Origin of the sequence: Streptomyces stoeckheimensis, from assembly GCF_045822005.1 — a bacterium.
In the GTDB taxonomy this organism is placed as follows: Bacteria; Actinomycetota; Actinomycetes; order Streptomycetales; family Streptomycetaceae; genus Streptomyces; species Streptomyces stoeckheimensis.
On record NZ_CP169550.1, the window covers coordinates 7,215,848 to 7,233,035 of the forward strand.

General features: G+C 70.1%; 16 protein-coding genes. 14 read left to right on the plus strand and 2 right to left on the minus strand.

The genetic code is table 11. The features are described 5' to 3' along the window. Positions 1-42 precede the first annotated feature (42 nt). The 12 genes from ACE1OC_RS32735 (at position 43) to ACE1OC_RS32790 (ending at position 12,580) form a co-directional block, all read left to right on the plus strand. The gene (locus tag ACE1OC_RS32735) at positions 43-582 is read left to right on the plus strand and encodes a hypothetical protein (RefSeq protein WP_407840018.1); all 540 of its coding nucleotides are present in this window, start codon (positions 43-45) and stop codon (positions 580-582) included. Between the two features lie 153 nt (positions 583-735). Next, positions 736-1,653 carry a pyridoxal 5'-phosphate synthase lyase subunit PdxS gene (gene pdxS / locus ACE1OC_RS32740; protein WP_030294529.1) on the plus strand — a complete coding sequence of 306 codons (918 nt, stop codon included), beginning with the start codon at positions 736-738 and terminating at the stop codon, positions 1,651-1,653. Between the two features lie 8 nt (positions 1,654-1,661). Further along, positions 1,662-2,252: a pyridoxal 5'-phosphate synthase glutaminase subunit PdxT gene (pdxT, locus tag ACE1OC_RS32745; RefSeq protein ID WP_250744713.1), complete on the plus strand. Its 591-nt coding sequence runs from the start codon at positions 1,662-1,664 to the stop codon at positions 2,250-2,252. A gap of 57 nt (positions 2,253-2,309) precedes the next feature. Then, complete coding sequence (locus ACE1OC_RS32750; RefSeq protein ID WP_243334244.1) at positions 2,310-3,062, plus strand: YebC/PmpR family DNA-binding transcriptional regulator; 753 nt, start codon at positions 2,310-2,312, stop codon at positions 3,060-3,062. 130 nt (positions 3,063-3,192) lie between these two features. Beyond that, positions 3,193-3,729, plus strand: coding sequence for a crossover junction endodeoxyribonuclease RuvC (gene ruvC, locus ACE1OC_RS32755; protein WP_407840019.1), 537 nt, complete (start codon positions 3,193-3,195; stop codon positions 3,727-3,729). Continuing rightward, the gene (gene ruvA, locus ACE1OC_RS32760; RefSeq protein ID WP_407840020.1) at positions 3,726-4,358 is read left to right on the plus strand and encodes a Holliday junction branch migration protein RuvA; all 633 of its coding nucleotides are present in this window, start codon (positions 3,726-3,728) and stop codon (positions 4,356-4,358) included. Before ruvC ends, ruvA begins: the two co-directional genes overlap by 4 nt. A 216-nt stretch (positions 4,359-4,574) precedes the next feature. Continuing rightward, complete coding sequence (gene ruvB / locus ACE1OC_RS32765; RefSeq protein ID WP_274547951.1) at positions 4,575-5,636, plus strand: Holliday junction branch migration DNA helicase RuvB; 1,062 nt, start codon at positions 4,575-4,577, stop codon at positions 5,634-5,636. 165 nt (positions 5,637-5,801) lie between these two features. Continuing rightward, complete coding sequence (yajC, locus tag ACE1OC_RS32770) at positions 5,802-6,269, plus strand: preprotein translocase subunit YajC (protein ID WP_407840021.1); 468 nt, start codon at positions 5,802-5,804, stop codon at positions 6,267-6,269. A gap of 153 nt (positions 6,270-6,422) precedes the next feature. After that, complete coding sequence (gene secD / locus ACE1OC_RS32775) at positions 6,423-8,210, plus strand: protein translocase subunit SecD (protein ID WP_407840022.1); 1,788 nt, start codon at positions 6,423-6,425, stop codon at positions 8,208-8,210. Positions 8,211-8,213: 3 nt separating this feature from the next. Then, positions 8,214-9,266: a protein translocase subunit SecF gene (gene secF, locus ACE1OC_RS32780; RefSeq protein ID WP_407840023.1), complete on the plus strand. Its 1,053-nt coding sequence runs from the start codon at positions 8,214-8,216 to the stop codon at positions 9,264-9,266. Next, positions 9,263-9,817, plus strand: coding sequence for an adenine phosphoribosyltransferase (locus ACE1OC_RS32785; RefSeq protein ID WP_243334256.1), 555 nt, complete (start codon positions 9,263-9,265; stop codon positions 9,815-9,817). The genes secF and ACE1OC_RS32785 overlap by 4 nt, the downstream gene beginning before the upstream one ends. Before the next feature lie 327 nt (positions 9,818-10,144). After that, a complete protein-coding gene (locus ACE1OC_RS32790) occupies positions 10,145-12,580 on the plus strand; it encodes a RelA/SpoT family protein (protein WP_407840024.1) in 2,436 nt (811 codons plus the stop codon). A 102-nt stretch (positions 12,581-12,682) separates the two neighbouring features. Here ACE1OC_RS32790 and ACE1OC_RS32795 read toward each other — a convergent pair whose 3' ends face one another. Further along, complete coding sequence (locus ACE1OC_RS32795) at positions 12,683-13,912, minus strand: DUF349 domain-containing protein (protein ID WP_407840025.1); 1,230 nt, start codon at positions 13,910-13,912, stop codon at positions 12,683-12,685. Between the two features lie 209 nt (positions 13,913-14,121). Then, on the minus strand, positions 14,122-14,904 hold the full coding sequence (locus ACE1OC_RS32800) for a peptidylprolyl isomerase (protein WP_407840026.1): 783 nt from the start codon (positions 14,902-14,904) through the stop codon (positions 14,122-14,124). Positions 14,905-15,057: 153 nt separating this feature from the next. Between ACE1OC_RS32800 and ACE1OC_RS32805 the strand changes: the two genes are divergently transcribed. Together ACE1OC_RS32805 and hisS are read left to right on the plus strand one after the other, a co-directional pair. Continuing rightward, positions 15,058-15,768 carry an MBL fold metallo-hydrolase gene (locus ACE1OC_RS32805; protein ID WP_250744724.1) on the plus strand — a complete coding sequence of 237 codons (711 nt, stop codon included), beginning with the start codon at positions 15,058-15,060 and terminating at the stop codon, positions 15,766-15,768. A gap of 10 nt (positions 15,769-15,778) precedes the next feature. Beyond that, positions 15,779-17,038 carry a histidine--tRNA ligase gene (hisS, locus tag ACE1OC_RS32810; RefSeq protein ID WP_351377980.1) on the plus strand — a complete coding sequence of 420 codons (1,260 nt, stop codon included), beginning with the start codon at positions 15,779-15,781 and terminating at the stop codon, positions 17,036-17,038. Positions 17,039-17,188: the final 150 nt, after the last annotated feature.

A 17,188-nucleotide genomic window follows, 5' to 3' on the forward strand; every position in this document is an offset into this window, starting at 1 on the left:
CGAGGCGCGCGAGGGGCGCATTGAAAGGTAAGGTCGCGGCCCGTGATCGAAACCCTTGTCTGGATTGCCCTTGGCCTCGGCCTCGTCGGGGTGTACCTCAGTTGGACCGCCGGCCGGCTCGACCGGCTGCACTCGCGGATGGACGCTGCGCGGGCCGCGCTCGACGCGCAGCTCGTGCGGCGGGCTTCCGTGGTGCTGGAGGTCGCGACCTCCGGGGTGCTGGACCCCGCCTCCTCCCTCGTGCTGTACGAGGCCGCGCACGCCGCCCGCCAAGCGGAGGAGGAGCACCGCGAGGTTGCCGAGAGCGAGCTCAGCCAGGCACTGCGCGCGGTGTTCGCCGACGTCGGGCAGGTCGACGCGCTCAAGGCGGCCCGGGGCGGTGCGGAGGCCGCCGAGGAGCTCGCGGCGGCGGTCCGCCGGGTGCCGATGGCACGGCGGTTCCTCAACGACGCCGTTCGGGCGGCCCGCGCCCTGCGCCGCCACCGCAAGGTCCGCTGGTTCCGGCTGGCGGGCCACGCGGCGTTCCCGCTGGCCTTCGAGATGGACGACGAGCCTCCGGTGGATCTGGCCGAGCGGCCGTAACTTGTACCCAATGGCCAAATCGCAAAGGGCCACCGGCTGCACATTGGCCCTTGCCGTGGACTGGTCCAGAGGGTTTCCTCGGTCGAGTACCACCAGGTCGCCCGTAGCGATCACCAGTAGCGCCTGAATCTTCCTTTCGAGTGAGGTCAATCCGTGAGCACGCTTCCCTCCACCCCGCAGTCCGCTGAGTCGGCGATCGGCACCTCCCGCGTCAAGCGCGGCATGGCCGAGCAGCTCAAGGGCGGCGTGATCATGGATGTGGTCAACGCCGAGCAGGCGAAGATCGCCGAGGACGCCGGCGCCGTGGCCGTCATGGCCCTGGAGCGGGTTCCCGCCGACATCCGCAAGGACGGCGGCGTCGCCCGGATGTCCGACCCGAACATGATCGAAGAGATCATCGAGGCCGTCTCCATCCCGGTCATGGCCAAGTCCCGCATCGGCCACTTCGTCGAGGCCCAGGTCCTCCAGTCCCTCGGCGTCGACTACATCGACGAGTCCGAGGTCCTGACCCCGGCCGACGAGGTCAACCACTCCGACAAGTGGGCGTTCACCACCCCCTTCGTCTGTGGCGCCACCAACCTGGGCGAGGCCCTGCGCCGCATCGCCGAGGGCGCGGCCATGATCCGTTCGAAGGGCGAGGCCGGTACCGGCAACGTCGTCGAGGCCGTCCGTCACCTGCGCCAGATCAAGAACGAGATCGCCCGCCTGCGCGGCTACGACAACAACGAGCTGTTCGCCGCCGCCAAGGAGCTGCGCGCCCCGTACGAGCTGGTCAAGGAAGTTGCCGAGCTCGGCAAGCTCCCGGTCGTGCTGTTCTCCGCCGGTGGCGTCGCCACCCCGGCCGACGCCGCGCTGATGCGCCAGCTCGGTGCCGAGGGCGTCTTCGTCGGCTCCGGCATCTTCAAGTCGGGCGACCCGGCCAAGCGCGCCGCCGCCATCGTGAAGGCCACCACCTTCTACGACGACCCGAAGATCATCGCGGACGCCTCCCGCAACCTGGGCGAGGCCATGGTCGGCATCAACTGCGACACCCTCCCCGAGTCCGAGCGCTACGCCAACCGCGGCTGGTAGTCATCACCATGACCACCCCCGTGATTGGTGTCCTGGCACTCCAGGGCGACGTACGGGAGCACCTGATCGCCCTGGCCTCGGCTGACGCCGTGGCCAGGCCGGTCCGGCGTCCCGAGGAGCTCGCCGAGGTCGACGCCCTGGTGATCCCCGGCGGCGAGTCCACGACCATGTCGAAGCTCGCCGTGCTGTTCGGCATGCTGGAGCCGCTGCGCGAGCGCGTGCGGGCCGGGATGCCGGTCTACGGCACCTGCGCCGGCATGATCATGCTCGCCGACAAGCTGCTGGACGGCCGTGAGGACCAGGAGACCCTGGGCGGCATCGACATGATCGTGCGCCGCAACGCCTTCGGCCGCCAGAACGAGTCCTTCGAGGCTCAGGTCGACTTCGCCGGCATCGAGGGCGGCCCCGTCGAGGGCGTCTTCATCCGCGCCCCCTGGGTCGAGTCCGTCGGCGGCGCCGCCGAGGTGCTCGCCACGTACGACGGCCACACCGTCGCCGTGCGCCAGGGCAACGTCCTCGCCACCTCGTTCCACCCGGAGCTCACGGGTGACGACCGGGTCCACGCGTACTTCGTCGACATGGTGCGCGCGGGGCTGTAACGGCGTCCCGGTAGGATCTGAGGCGAACATTGTTGGTGACGCGAAGGAGACAGGCAGATGTCCGGCCACTCTAAATGGGCTACGACGAAGCACAAGAAGGCCGTGGTTGACGCCAAGCGCGGCAAGCTCTTCGCGAAGCTGATCAAGAACATCGAGGTCGCGGCCCGTATGGGCGGCGCCGACATCGATGGCAACCCGACCCTCTTCGACGCCATCCAGAAGGCGAAGAAGAGCTCGGTCCCGAACAAGAACATCGACTCCGCGGTCAAGCGCGGCGGCGGCCTCGAGGCCGGCGGCGCCGACTACGAGACGATCATGTACGAAGGCTACGGCCCGAACGGCGTCGCGGTGCTCATCGAGTGCCTCACCGACAACCGCAACCGTGCCGCGTCCGACGTGCGGGTCGCGATGACCCGCAACGGCGGTTCGATGGCCGACCCGGGCTCGGTCTCGTACCTGTTCAACCGCAAGGGCGTCGTCCTGCTGCCCAAGGGCGAGCTGTCCGAGGACGACGTCCTGGAGACGGTGCTGGAGGCGGGGGCCGAAGAGGTCAACGACCTCGGCGAGCAGTTCGAGATCATCAGCGAGGCCACCGACATGGTCGCGGTCCGTACCGCGCTCCAGCAGGCCGGCATCGACTACGACTCGGCCGACTCCAACTTCCTGCCGACCATGCAGGTCGAGCTGGACGAAGAGGGCGCGCGCAAGATCTTCAAGCTGATCGACGCGCTGGAGGACAGCGACGACGTGCAGAACGTGTTCGCCAACTTCGACGTCTCGGACGAGGTCATGGAGAAGGTCGACGCCTGATCCAGGCGCCCACCGCTCACAGCGTTCGGACAGCGGGCCGACGGGGACACACCCCGTCGGCCCGCTGCTTTGTCAGTGCCGCCCGATAACCTGCGAAGCTGCACGTACAGGCGATCGAAGGAGGGGGCGGGTGCGCGTACTCGGCGTTGACCCGGGGCTGACCCGATGTGGTGTCGGCGTGGTCGAGGGGGTGGCGGGCCGCCCCCTGACGATGCTGGGCGTGGGGGTCGTACGGACGCCCGCGGACGCCGAGTTGGGACACCGGCTCGTCGCGATCGAGCGGGGCATCGAGGAGTGGCTCGACGAGTACGAGCCCGAAGTCGTCGCCGTAGAGCGGGTGTTCAGCCAGCACAACGTCAGCACGGTGATGGGCACCGCCCAGGCCAGTGCCGTCGCCATGCTGTGCGCCGCACGCCGCGGCATACCGGTCGCGCTGCACACCCCGAGCGAGGTCAAGGCCGCCGTCACCGGCAGCGGTCGCGCAGACAAGGCACAGGTCGGAGCCATGGTCACCCGGCTGCTGCGGCTGTCCGCCCCGCCCAAGCCCGCCGACGCCGCGGACGCCCTCGCCCTCGCCATCTGTCACATCTGGCGCGCCCCCGCGCAGAACCGCCTCCAGCAGGCCGTCAACCGGCATGCCAGCGCCCTGAAAGGCCGCACCACATGATCGCCTTCGTCAGCGGCCCGGTCGCCGCGCTCGCCCCCACCCTGGCCGTCATCGAGGTCGGGGGAGTGGGCATGGCCGTGCACTGCACGCCGAACACCATCGCGGGCCTGCGGACCGGTGAGCCGGCCCGCCTGGCGACGTCCCTGGTCGTACGGGAGGACTCGCTCACGCTGTACGGCTTCGCCGACGACGACGAGCGCCAGGTCTTCGAGCTCCTGCAGACCGCCAGCGGGGTCGGGCCGAAGCTCGCCCAGGCGATGCTGGCCGTGCACAGCCCGGACGCGCTGCGCATCGCCGTCTCGGTGGGGGACGAGAAGGCGCTGATGGCCGTCTCCGGCATCGGGAAGAAGGGCGCGCAGAAGCTCCTGCTGGACCTCAAGGACAAGCTGGGCGCGCCGCTGGGGTCGAGCGGGATGGTCGGCGCGCAGCGCGCGGCTGCCTCCGGCCCGCCGCCGTGGTCGGAGCAGCTCTCCGCGGCGCTGGTCGGACTGGGCTACGCGCCCCGGGACGCGGAGGAGGCCGTCTCGGCGGTGACCCCGCAGGCGGAGGAGGCCATCGCCGCCGGCGGGTCGGCCCCGGTTCCGCAGCTCCTGCGAGCCGCGCTCCAGTCCCTGAACCGGACCCGATAAGAGGGTGCGGCGCCGTCGCCGGGGGTCAGCCCCCGGACACCCGCTCCTCAAACGCCGGAGGGGCTGGATTCGGCTGATGTCCGGCTCCTCGCGCACGGAGCGCGCAGCGCGCCCGGGCGGGCCGGATCGCCCGCAGATGCACGGGGCGCACGTGCGGGGCCCCGGGATACGGCCCGCGCACACTCCACCGCACCACCGAGAAGGCAGACTGACACCGTGAACTGGGATGACGAGAGCGACGACCGGATCGTCGCAGCCGCGGCGGACGGCGAGGACACCGCCGTCGAGGCGGCCCTGCGGCCCAAGGACCTCGGCGAGTTCGTCGGGCAGGAGAAGGTCCGCCAGCAGCTGGACCTCGTCCTGAAGGCGGCCCGCCAGCGCGGTGCCACCGCCGATCACGTGCTGCTGTCGGGCGCCCCGGGCCTGGGGAAGACCACCCTGTCCATGATCATCGCGGCCGAGATGGGCGCGCCCATCCGGATCACCTCCGGCCCGGCCATCCAGCACGCGGGCGACCTCGCCGCCATCCTCTCCTCCCTCCAGGAGGGCGAGGTCCTCTTCCTCGACGAGATCCACCGCATGTCCCGGCCCGCCGAGGAAATGCTCTACATGGCCATGGAGGACTTCCGCGTCGACGTGATCGTGGGCAAGGGCCCGGGAGCCACCGCCATCCCGCTGGAGCTGCCCCCGTTCACCCTCGTCGGGGCCACCACCCGGGCCGGTCTGCTCCCGCCCCCGCTGCGCGACCGCTTCGGCTTCACCGGCCACATGGAGTTCTACGCCCCCGAGGAGCTGGAGCGCGTCATCCACCGCTCCGCGCGGCTCCTCGACGTGGAGATCGACACCGCCGGCGCCGCCGAGATCGCCGGCCGCTCGCGCGGAACCCCCCGTATCGCCAACCGGCTGCTGCGGCGCGTCCGCGACTACGCCCAGGTCAGGGCCGACGGCGTGATCAACCGTGCGGTCGCCGGCACCGCCCTGAAGGTCTACGAGGTCGACGAGCGCGGGCTCGACCGGCTGGACCGGGCCGTCCTGGAGGCGCTCCTGAAGCTCTTCGGCGGCGGACCCGTCGGTCTGTCGACGCTCGCGGTCGCCGTCGGCGAGGAGCGGGAGACCGTGGAAGAGGTGGCCGAGCCGTTCCTCGTACGGGAAGGGCTGCTGGCCCGGACCCCTCGGGGGCGGGTCGCGACCCCGGCCGCATGGGCTCACCTGGGACTTGTTCCGCCGCAGCACGGCGGGAACGGATCAAGCGGACAACAGGGCCTCTTCGGGACCTGACGGCGCGGAGGTTCGCCCCCTCAGGAACTGCGGTGACATGCTGGGCGTTGTTCCATCGGTGCGGACTCGCCTAGACTCCGCCGATGCCGACCCTTACGGTCGGCGTACCCACCCCCCGTACAAAGGCCGTGCGCTTGTGCGGTCGATGCGAAGGACCTGCGTCCCGTGAATATCATGTCCCTCCTTCCGTTCGTGCTGATCATCGGGGCGATGTTCCTGCTGACCCGCAGCCAGAAGAAGAAGCAGCAGCAGGCCGTGCAGATGCGCGACCAGCTGACGGCCGGCACCGGCGTCCGCACCATCGGTGGCATGTACGCCACGGTGAAGGAGATCGGCGAAGACACCGTCACGCTCGAGGTGGCCCCCGGCGTCCACGCGATCTACGCGAAGAACGCCATCGGCGCCGTGCTGGAGGACGAGGAGTACAACCGCATCGTCCACGGCATCACCGATGATCTGACGATCGACACGCCGGTCGTCCCGGACGACGCGTCCTCCCTGACCGGGGACGAGGCCCCCAAGCTCGACCTGGGCAAGAAGGACGAGCCCAAGGCCGATGAGCCCGCGGCGGATGAGTCCAAGGGCGACGAGCCCAAGGACGGCAAGAGCGACGGCGAGTCCGGCGCGAAGTAGCGCTGGGCCGGGGACCGTGCGGGGCGCCTGACCGGCAGCCCCGGCGGCCCCCGCCAGTGACCCTTCTGCGGGGGGCAGGGGTCCCCACACACATTTCGTGGCCGTCCACGCGCTGACCCGGCGCGGGGCGGTTGGACAGGGAGATACGACAAGGTGGCAGCACCGAAGAAGGGCCGGCGGCCCACGGGGGCTCAGGGGAGGCCGGGGCGTTCCCTGGCCATCATCCTGATCGCGATGGTGGCGCTCACCGCGGGGATGTTCCTCACGAAGCAGACGACGCCGCGACTCGGCATCGACCTCGCCGGCGGTACGAGCATCACGCTCAAGGCCAAGAGCGAGCCCGGTAAGCCGGACGCGATCAACGAGACCAACATGAACACGGCGATCGGCATCATCGAACGCCGCGTCAACGGTCTCGGCGTCTCCGAGGCCGAGGTCCAGAAGCAGGGCCAAGACCACATCATCGTGAACATCCCCAAGGGGACGAACGAGCAGCAGGCGCGCGATCAGGTCGGTACCACCGCCCAGCTGTACTTCCGCCCCGTGCTCGCCACGGCGGAGGGTGCCCCGGTCGCCCCCGAGGCCAACCAGAGCGGCTCCCCGAGCGCCGCCCCGAGCGGCTCCGGCAGCCCGTCCGCCAGTGCGCCCACCCCGTCGTCCAGCGCCACTTCCCAGGGCCGTGCGGTCAGTGAGGCCCTCAAGGCCCCGAACGCCCCCTCTCCCTCGCCCTCGGCGAGCGAGTCGAAGAAGGCAGACGACAAGGCCACCCCCTCCACGTCGCCGTCCGCGCCGACCGCCGACCAGGCCGCAGCCGCGGACCTGCAGGCGAAGTTCGCCGCGCTGGACTGCAGCAACGAGGCGCAGCGCACCGCCGTCACCAAGAACGTGAAGCCCGAGGACCCGACGCTCGCCTGCGGCAAGCGCGGCGACGTCTGGTACAAGTGGGTGCTCGGTCCGGCCCAGGTCAACGGCCAGGACGTGAAGGACGCCAAGGGCATCATCGACCAGCAGCGCGGCATCTGGATCGTCACGATGCAGTTCACCGACAAGGGCGCCGACAAGTTCGCCAAGATCACCGGTGAGCTCGCTGCCAAGCAGTCCCCGCAGAACCAGTTCGCCATCGTGCTCGACGGCGAGGTCATCTCCGACCCGTCCGTCAGCCAGGCGCTGACCGGCGGCAACGCCGAGATCTCCGGCGGCTTCACCCAGCAGTCCGCGATGGACCTGGGCAACATGCTCTCGTACGGCGCCCTGCCGCTGTCCTTCCAGGAGGACAGCGTCACCACCGTCTCCGCCGCGCTCGGCGGCGAGCAGCTGAAGGCCGGCCTCATCGCCGGCGCCATCGGCCTCGCCCTCGTCGTGATCTACCTGCTGGCGTACTACCGGGGCCTGGCGTTCGTCGCCATCATCAGCCTCATCGTCTCCGGCATCCTCACGTACACGATCATGGCGCTGCTCGGCAAGGGCATCGGCTTCGCACTGAACCTGCCCGCCGTCTGTGGTGCGATCGTCGCGATCGGCATCACCGCGGACTCGTTCATCGTGTACTTCGAACGCATCCGTGACGAGATCCGCGAGGGCCGCACCCTGCGTCCGGCCGTCGAGCGCGCCTGGCCCCGTGCCCGTCGCACCATCCTGGTCTCCGACTTCGTGTCGTTCCTGGCGGCCGCGGTCCTGTTCATCGTCACCGTCGGCAAGGTGCAGGGCTTCGCCTTCACCCTGGGTCTGACGACCCTGCTCGACGTGGTCGTGGTGTTCCTCTTCACCAAGCCCGTCATGACGCTGCTGGCCCGCACGAACTTCTTCGCCAGCGGTCACCCGTGGTCCGGGCTGGACCCGAAGCGACTGGGCGCGAAGCCGCCGCTGCGACGCTCGCGTCGTACCGGCTCCGACGCGGCCGCCGCGACCGTCTCCGTTCCCGTCGACGCAAAGGAGGCGTGAGAGATGTCGAAGCTCGGAGATCTCGGCGCCAAGCTGTACCGGGGTGAGGTCGGCTACGACTTCGTCGGCAAGCGCTTCGTCTGGTACGGCGTGTCCATCCTGATCACCATCACGGCGATCGTGGCCCTGGCCGTTCAGGGCCTCAACATGGGCATCGAGTTCAAGGGTGGTGCCGTCTTCACCACCCCGAAGTCCTCCATCTCGGAGACCCACGCCCGCGAGGTGGCGGAGAAGGCCTCCGGCCACGACGCGGTCGTCCAGAAGCTCGGCACCGGTGCTCTGCGCATCCAGATCTCGGATCTGGACACCAACGCCGCGGCCGACGTGAAGGCGAAGCTCGCCACCGACTTCAAGATGGACGCGGGTCAGATCAACGCGGACCTGGTCGGCCCCAGCTGGGGCGAGCAGATCGCGAACAAGGCGTGGACCGGCCTCGGCGTGTTCATGGTCCTCGTGGTGATCTACCTGGCCATCGCCTTCGAGTGGCGGATGGCGATCGCGGCGCTCATCGCGCTGATCCACGACCTCACGATCACCGTCGGCGTGTACGCGCTGGTCGGCTTCGAGGTCACGCCGGGTACGGTCATCGGCCTGCTGACCATCCTCGGTTACTCCCTCTACGACACCGTCGTCGTCTTCGACGGTCTCAAGGAGGGCTCGAAGGACATCACCAAGCAGTCCCGCTGGACCTACAGCGAGATCGCGAACCGCAGCATCAACGGCACCCTGGTCCGCTCGATCAACACCACCGTCGTGGCGCTGCTCCCCGTCGGGGCGCTGCTCTTCATCGGTGGCGGCTTCCTCGGCGCCGGCATGCTGAACGACATCTCGCTGTCGCTGTTCGTCGGCCTCGCGGCCGGCGCCTACTCGTCGATCTTCATCGCGACCCCGCTGGTCGTGGACCTGAAGGAACGCGAGCCGGCGATGAAGGCCCTGAAGAAGCGGGTGCTCGCGAAGCGGGCGTCGGCCGAGGCCAAGGGCGAGTCGCCCGAGGGCAACGGCTCCGAGGACGCGCCGGAGGTAGTGGCGCAGGGCCGTTCTGGACGGCGCCGGTGACCGCGGAGCTGCCCTCCGGCGTACGGGACCTGCTGCTCAGCCGGATCACGGACGTGGCGGACTACCCGAAGCCGGGCGTGATGTTCAAGGACATCACCCCGCTGCTGGCCGACCCGAAGGCGTTCGGCGCCCTCACGGACGCGCTGGTGGCCCTGGCCGGGCAGTACGGAGCGACGAAGATCGTCGGGCTGGAGGCGCGGGGATTCATCCTGGCGGCTCCGGTGGCCGTCCAGGCGGGCATCGGCTTCGTGCCGGTCCGCAAGGCCGGGAAGCTGCCCGGGGCGACGCTCCTGCAGTCCTACGACCTGGAGTACGGGTCGGCGGAGATCGAGATCCACGCGGAGGCGCTGTGCGCCGACGACCGGGTCATGGTCATCGACGACGTGCTGGCCACCGGTGGCACCGCGGCCGCCTCGCTGGAGCTGATCCGGCGGGCCGGGGCGGAGGTCGCCGGGGTCGCGGTCCTGATGGAGCTCTCGTTCCTCCCGGGCCGTGAGCGGCTGGCGCCGACGCTTGGCGATGCTCCGCTGGACGCGCTGATCGTGGTCTGATCACGCTGCTCTACGAAGCGGGCGTGCACCGGGGACTCCCGGAGCGCGCCCGCTTCGGCGTGTGCGGGCCGCTGCGCGGGGCGAAGTCCCCTGCCCGCCCTTCGTCCGTCCCCCCAGACTTCGTCCGGGGACACCCCCAGCTGGGGCTCCGCCCCAGACCTCGGTCCTCAAACGCCGGACGGGCTGGATATGGCCGGGCCGGCACGGGTCGGGGTGGACTCGGGGAACGGGGTGGCGGAACCCTCGCTACGATGGGTTATCCGGACCGGACACGGGTACCGGATCCGCCCCCAGACTCCGTCCGGGGGACCCCCCGGAGGAGCGCTCTTGCCAGACGAGGTCCAGCCAATCTCTGCCGCGCAGCCCGACCCGCAGCCCGAGCAGCCGGCCGCGGCGGCTGCCGCCACGCCCCCGCCGGCGCCGCCGGCCCCCCCGGTCAAGCCCGCGTCCGCGAAGTCGGCCGGGTCCTCCAATCGGGTGCGCGCCCGGCTGGCCCGCCTCGGCGTCCAGCGTTCCAACCCGTACAACCCGGTCCTGGAACCGCTGCTCCGCATAGTCCGCAGCAACGACCCGAAGATCGAGACGGCCACCCTGCGCCAGATCGAGCAGGCGTACCAGGTCGCCGAGCGCTGGCACCGCGGCCAGAAGCGCAAGAGCGGCGACCCGTACATCACCCACCCGCTCGCGGTGACCACGATCCTCGCCGAGCTGGGCATGGACCCGGCCACCCTGATGGCGGGGCTGCTCCACGACACCGTCGAGGACACCGAGTACGGGCTGGAGGACCTGCGGCGCGACTTCGGCGACGCGGTGACCCTGCTCGTCGACGGAGTCACCAAGCTCGACCGCGTCAAGTTCGGCGAGGCCGCCCAGGCCGAGACCGTCCGCAAGATGGTCGTGGCCATGGCCAAGGACCCCCGGGTCCTGGTCATCAAGCTCGCCGACCGCCTGCACAACATGCGCACCATGCGCTACCTCAAGCGGGAGAAGCAGGAGAAGAAGGCCCGCGAGACCCTCGAGATCTACGCCCCGCTGGCGCACCGGCTGGGCATGAACACGATCAAGTGGGAGCTCGAGGACCTCGCCTTCGCGATCCTCTACCCCAAGATGTACGACGAGATCGTGCGGCTGGTGGCCGAGAGGGCCCCCAAGCGCGACGAGTACCTCACCGTCGTCACCGACGAGGTGCAGGCCGACCTCCGGGCCGCCCGCATCAAGGCCACCGTCACCGGGCGCCCCAAGCACTACTACAGCGTCTACCAGAAGATGATCGTGCGCGGCCGCGACTTCGCCGAGATCTACGACCTGGTCGGCATCCGGGTCCTCGTCGACACCGTCCGGGACTGCTACGCCGCCCTCGGCACCGTGCACGCGCGATGGAACCCGGTCCCCGGCCGGTTCAAGGACTACATCGCGATGCCCAAGTTCAACATGTACCAGTCGCTCCACACGACGGTCATCGGACCCAGCGGCAAGCCCGTAGAGCTCCAGATCCGCACCTTCGACATGCACCGCCGTGCCGAGTACGGCATCGCCGCGCACTGGAAGTACAAGCAGCAGACCGTCGCGGGCGCCTCGAAGGTACGCACGGACGTGCCGCAGGCGGCCAAGGGCACCGCGGGCCACGACACCGTCAACGACATGGCCTGGCTGCGCCAGCTCCTGGACTGGCAGAAGGAGACCGAGGACCCGAGCGAGTTCCTCGACTCGCTGCGCTTCGACCTCTCGCGCAACGAGGTCTTCGTCTTCACGCCCAAGGGCGACGTCATCGCCCTGCCGGCCGGCGCCACCCCCGTCGACTTCTCGTACGCCGTCCACACCGAGGTCGGCCATCGGACCATAGGGGCGCGGGTCAACGGGCGGCTCGTACCGCTCGAATCGACCCTCGACAACGGCGACCTGGTCGAGGTCTTCACCTCCAAGGCCGAGGGCGCCGGCCCGTCCCGCGACTGGCTGGGCTTCGTCAAGTCCCCCCGGGCCCGCAACAAGATCCGCGCCTGGTTCTCCAAGGAGCGCCGCGACGAGGCGATCGAGCACGGCAAGGACGCCATCGCGCGGGCCATGCGCAAGCAGAACCTGCCGATCCAGCGCATCCTGACCGGGGACTCCCTCGTCACCCTCGCGCACGAGATGCGCTACCCCGACATCTCCTCGCTCTACGCGGCGATCGGCGAGGGCCACGTCACCGCGCAGAACGTCGTCCAGAAGCTGGTCCAGGCCCTCGGCGGCGAGGACGCGGCCAACGAGGACATCGAGGAGACCATTCCGCCCGCCCGCGGCCGCAGCACCCGCCGCGGCAACGCCGACCCCGGCGTGGTGGTCAAGGGCGTCGAGGACGTGTGGGTCAAGCTGGCCCGCTGCTGCACCCCGGTGCCCGGCGACCCGATCATCGGGTTCGTCACCCGCGGCAGCGGCGTATCGGTTCACCGTGCCGACTGCGTCAACGTGGACTCCCTCTCCCAGCAGCCCGAGCGGATGCTGGAGGTCGAGTGGGCGCCCACCCAGTCCTCCGTCTTCCTGGTCGCCATCCAGGTCGAGGCGCTGGACCGGTCCCGGCTGCTGTCGGACGTCACCCGGGTCCTGTCGGACCAGCACGTGAACATCCTGTCGGCGGCCGTGCAGACCTCGCGCGACCGCGTGGCCACCTCCCGGTTCACCTTCGAGATGGGCGACCCGAAGCACCTGGGCCACGTCCTGAAGGCCGTACGGGGCGTCGAGGGCGTCTACGACGTCTACCGCGTGACCTCGGCCCGCAGGCCGTAGGAGCAGTAGCAGTAGCGGCAGTAGTGCCGCAGAAGCAGAAACGGGAGGGCCCCGGTACGCATCGCGTACCGGGGCCCTCCCGGGTGCGGGGCGGCCGGGAAATCAGCCGCCGAACTCCTCGAGACCCTTCAGCGCCTGGTCCAGCAGGGCCTGACGGCCCTCCAGCTCCCGGGACAGCTTGTCGGCCTTGGAGTTGTTGCCCTGCGAGCGCGCCGCGTCGATCTGGCCGCGCAGCTTGTCGACCGCCGCCTGCAGCTGACCCGTCAGACCGGCCGCACGGGCCCGCGCCTCCGGGTTCGTACGGCGCCACTCGCCTTCCTCGGCCTCCTGGATGGCCCGCTCGACGGTGTGCATCCGGCCCTCGACCTTGGGACGCGCGTCCCGCGGTACGTGGCCGATGGCCTCCCAGCGCTCGTTCAGGGAGCGGAACGCGGCACGGGCCGCCTTCAGGTCCGTGATCGGGACGAGCTTCTCGGCCTCGTCGGCCAGCTCCTCCTTCAGCTTCAGGTTCTCCACCTGCTCCGCGTCGCGCTCCGCGAAGACCTCGCTGCGCGCCGCGAAGAACACGTCCTGGGCGCCGCGGAAACGGTTCCACAGGTCGTCCTCGGACTCGCGCTGCGCGCGGCCCGCGGCCTTCCAGCTCTCCATCAGCTCGCGGTAGCGCGCGGCCGTCGGACCCCAGTCGGTCGACTTCGACAGCGACTCGGCCTCCGCGACCAGCTTCTCCTTGACCTTGCGGGCGTCCTCGCGCTGCGCGTCGAGCGAGGCGAAGTGGGCCTTGCGGCGCTTGGAGAAGGCGGAGCGGGCGTGCGAGAAGCGGTGCCACAGCTCGTCGTCCGACTTGCGGTCGAGGCGGGGCAGACCCTTCCAGATGTCCACCAGGGCCCGCAGCCGCTCGCCGGCACTGCGCCACTGGTCGCTCTGCGCCAGCTCCTCGGCCTCGGCCACCAGCGCGTCCTTGGCCGTACGGGCCTCGTCCGTCTGCTTGGCCTTCTGGACCTTGCGCTCCTCACGGCGCGAGTCCACGGTCTTCACCAGCTTGTCGAGCCGGACGCGCAGCGCGTCGAGGTCGCCGACGGCGTGGTGCTCGTCCACCTGCGTGCGCAGGTGCTCGATGGCCGTCTGGGCGTCCTTGGCGGCCAGATCGGTGGTCCGCACCCGTCGTTCGAGGAGGCCGATCTCGACCACCAGGCCCTCGTACTTGCGCTCGAAGTAGGCCAGGGCCTCCTCCGGGGTGCCGGCCTGCCACGAGCCGACGACCTTCTCGCCATCGGCAGTACGCACGTACACGGTGCCGGTCTCGTCGACTCGGCCCCACGGGTCGCTGCTCACAGCGCCTCCTCCACCTGATGCCTTGCGAGGGGTTCACCCCCTGGGCATCGTCCACAGTTTCCTGGGGCGGGCCGCGCCCGCCCTGCACAACGCCAACATAGGCGACCGCCGGGCCGGCTGTCCGCATCCAGCACGACGGAATATCGCCGTACCGGAGCGCCGTCGAGGAAATCGAGGAGACAGCCCGGGCCCGGGGCGCCCGGTCCCGGTCAGTTCTGGGTGACGGTGCCCTTCTCGATGGTCACGGGGGTCTTGGGGGCCCCGTCCTGCTGGCCGTCGGCCGTGCCCGCCTTGGCCACCTCTTCGAGCACCTTCAGACCGGCCGCGTCGATCTTGCCGAAGGGGGTGTACGTGGGGGTGAGCGGGCTGTCCTTGTAGACGAGGAAGAACTGGCTGCCGCCCGAGCCGGGCTTGCCGGTGTTCGCCATCGCCACCGTGCCCGCCGGGTAGATGACCTGGCCCGTCTCGTTGGGCTTGCCCAGCGCGTCGAGGTTCTCGTCCGCGATGGTGTAGCCGGGGCCGCCCATGCCGGTGCCCTGCGGGTCGCCGCACTGCAGGACGAAGATTCCGCTCGTCGTCAGGCGGTGGCACTTGGTGTTGTCGAAGAAGTTCTTGTCGGCGAGCGACTTGAACGAGTTGACCGTCTGCGGGGTCTTCGCCGCGTCCATCTCGAACTTGACGTCGCCCGCGCTGGTCTTCAGGTCGAAGGTGTACTTCGCCTTGGCGTCGATCGCCATCGCCGGGGAGGGGGACTGCTGCGGGGTGGGCGAGGCCGAAGGGGTCGCGGCCGGATCGGCCGCCTCGTCCTTCTTGTCCTTGTCGAAGACACCGCCGGCCACGAGGCCGACCAGCGTCGCCACGACCACGGCCACCGCCGCACCGATCACGGCGAGCCGCCTGCGCGACTTCTGCCGCGCTTCGGCACGCCGCTTCTGCTGGCGTTCGTACTTCTCCCTGGCGAGCTGGCGCCGCCGCTGATCGCTCGTGACCACCGGGTCGTCTCCTTGTGCGTATCTGGTACCACTGTCCGGGCTGGGTTAGGCCGTACCGTATATGGGTTCGCTGTGTAATGAGCGGCGCCGGTAGGCTCTGAGCAGCAGCATTCCGATCTGCAGCCTCCCGCCGGACGACGATTGAGGACGAACGTGCTGATTGCCGGATTCCCCGCCGGGGCCTGGGGGACCAACTGTTACGTGGTCGCCCCCGCCGCCGGTGAGGAGTGCGTCATCATCGACCCGGGCCACCAGGCCACCCAGGGTGTCGAAGAGACGCTGAAGAAGCATCGGCTCAAGCCCGTCGCGGTCGTCCTCACCCATGGCCACATCGATCATGTGGCCTCGGTGGTCCCGGTGTGCGGAGCACACGACGTACCGGCCTGGATCCACCCCGAGGACCGCTTCATGATGAGCGACCCGGAGAAGGCCCTCGGCCGTTCCCTCGGAGCCCAGCTCATGGGCGAGCTCACGGTGGGGGAGCCCTCCGACGTCAAGGAACTGACGGACGGCGCGAAGCTCGCCCTGGCCGGCATGGAGCTCACCGTGTCGCACGCCCCCGGGCATACGAGGGGGTCGGTGACCTTCGGGATGCCCGAGGCGGCGGACATCCCGCCGCTGCTGTTCTCGGGCGACCTGCTCTTCGCCGGCTCCATCGGGCGTACCGACTTCCCCGGCGGCAGCCACGCCGACATGCTCGAATCGCTGGCCCGCGTGTGCCTGCCGCTCGACGATTCGACCGTGGTGCTGCCCGGACACAACGAGCACACGACCATTGGCCGTGAGCGAGCCACCAACCCGTACCTGCGGCAGGTGGCCGCCGGCCTGGGAGACGGCTTCACGTCTCCACGACGAGGAATGTGACGAGAGTTTCGTGAGTACTTTTCAGGCCCCCAAGGGCACGTACGACCTGCTGCCGCCCCGCTCTGCGACCTTCCTGGCGGTGCGCGAGGCGATCTCCGCGCCCCTGAAGAACTCCGGCTACGGATACGTGGAGACCCCCGGCTTCGAGAACGTAGAGCTCTTCTCGCGCGGCGTCGGCGAGTCCACCGACATCGTCAGCAAGGAGATGTACACCCTCACCACGAAGGGCGGCGACCAGCTCGCCCTGCGCCCCGAGGGCACCGCCTCCGTGCTCCGCGCCGCCCTGCAGGGCAACCTGCACAAGCTCGGCGGCCTGCCCGTCAAGCTCTGGTACTCCGGCTCCTACTACCGCTACGAGCGGGCCCAGGCGGGCCGCTACCGCCACTTCTCCCAGGTCGGCGCCGAGGCGATCGGAGCCGAGGACCCGGCCCTGGACGCCGAGCTGATCATCCTGGCCGACCAGGCGTACCGCTCGCTCGGGCTGCGCAACTTCCGCATCCTGCTGAACTCGCTCGGCGACAAGGAGTGCCGCCCGGTGTACCGGGAGGCCCTCCAGGCCTTCCTGCGCGGGCTCGACCTCGACGCGGAGACCGTGCGACGGGCCGAGATCAACCCGCTGCGGGTGCTCGACGACAAGCGGGCCGACGTACAGAAGCAGCTCGTCGGCGCCCCGATGCTGCGCGACTACCTCTGCGACGCCTGCAAGGCGTACCACGAGGAGGTGCGGGCGCTGGTGACGGCGGCCGGGGTCGCCTTCGAGGACGACGAGAAGCTCGTGCGCGGCCTGGACTACTACACCCGCACCACCTTCGAGTTCGTCCACGACGGTCTGGGCTCCCAGTCCGCGGTGGGCGGCGGCGGCCGCTACGACGGCCTCTCCGAGATGATCGGCGGACCGGCGCTGCCTTCGGTGGGCTGGGCGCTGGGCGTCGACCGTACGGTGCTGGCGCTCGAAGCGGAGGGCGTCGAACTGGACATCCCGTCCGCGACCTCCGTCTTCGCGGTGGCGCTCGGTGCGGCGAAGCCGGTGCTGTTCGGTCTGGTGACCGAGCTGCGGCGGGCCGGTGTCGCGGCGGACATCTCCTACGGGGGCAAGGGCCTCAAGGGTGCGATGAAGGACGCGAACCGGAGCGGGGCGCGCTTCGCGGTGGTCGCGGGGGACCGTGACCTCGAAGAGGGCGTGGTCCAGCTGAAGGACATGCAGTCCGGGGAGCAGACCCCGGTGGCCCTGGCCGACGTGGTCGCCACGGTCCAGGCCCGCCTGGCCTGACGGACGCTGCCGCCTGGTGGGGCGGGGCCGGGGGAGCCGCTTCGCGGAACTCTCCCCGCCCCGCCCTTTCGCCGTTTCCCGGGGCTCCGCCCCGGACCCCGCGCCTCAAACGCCGGCGGGGCTGGAATTCGCTACGCGAATCCGGCCCGC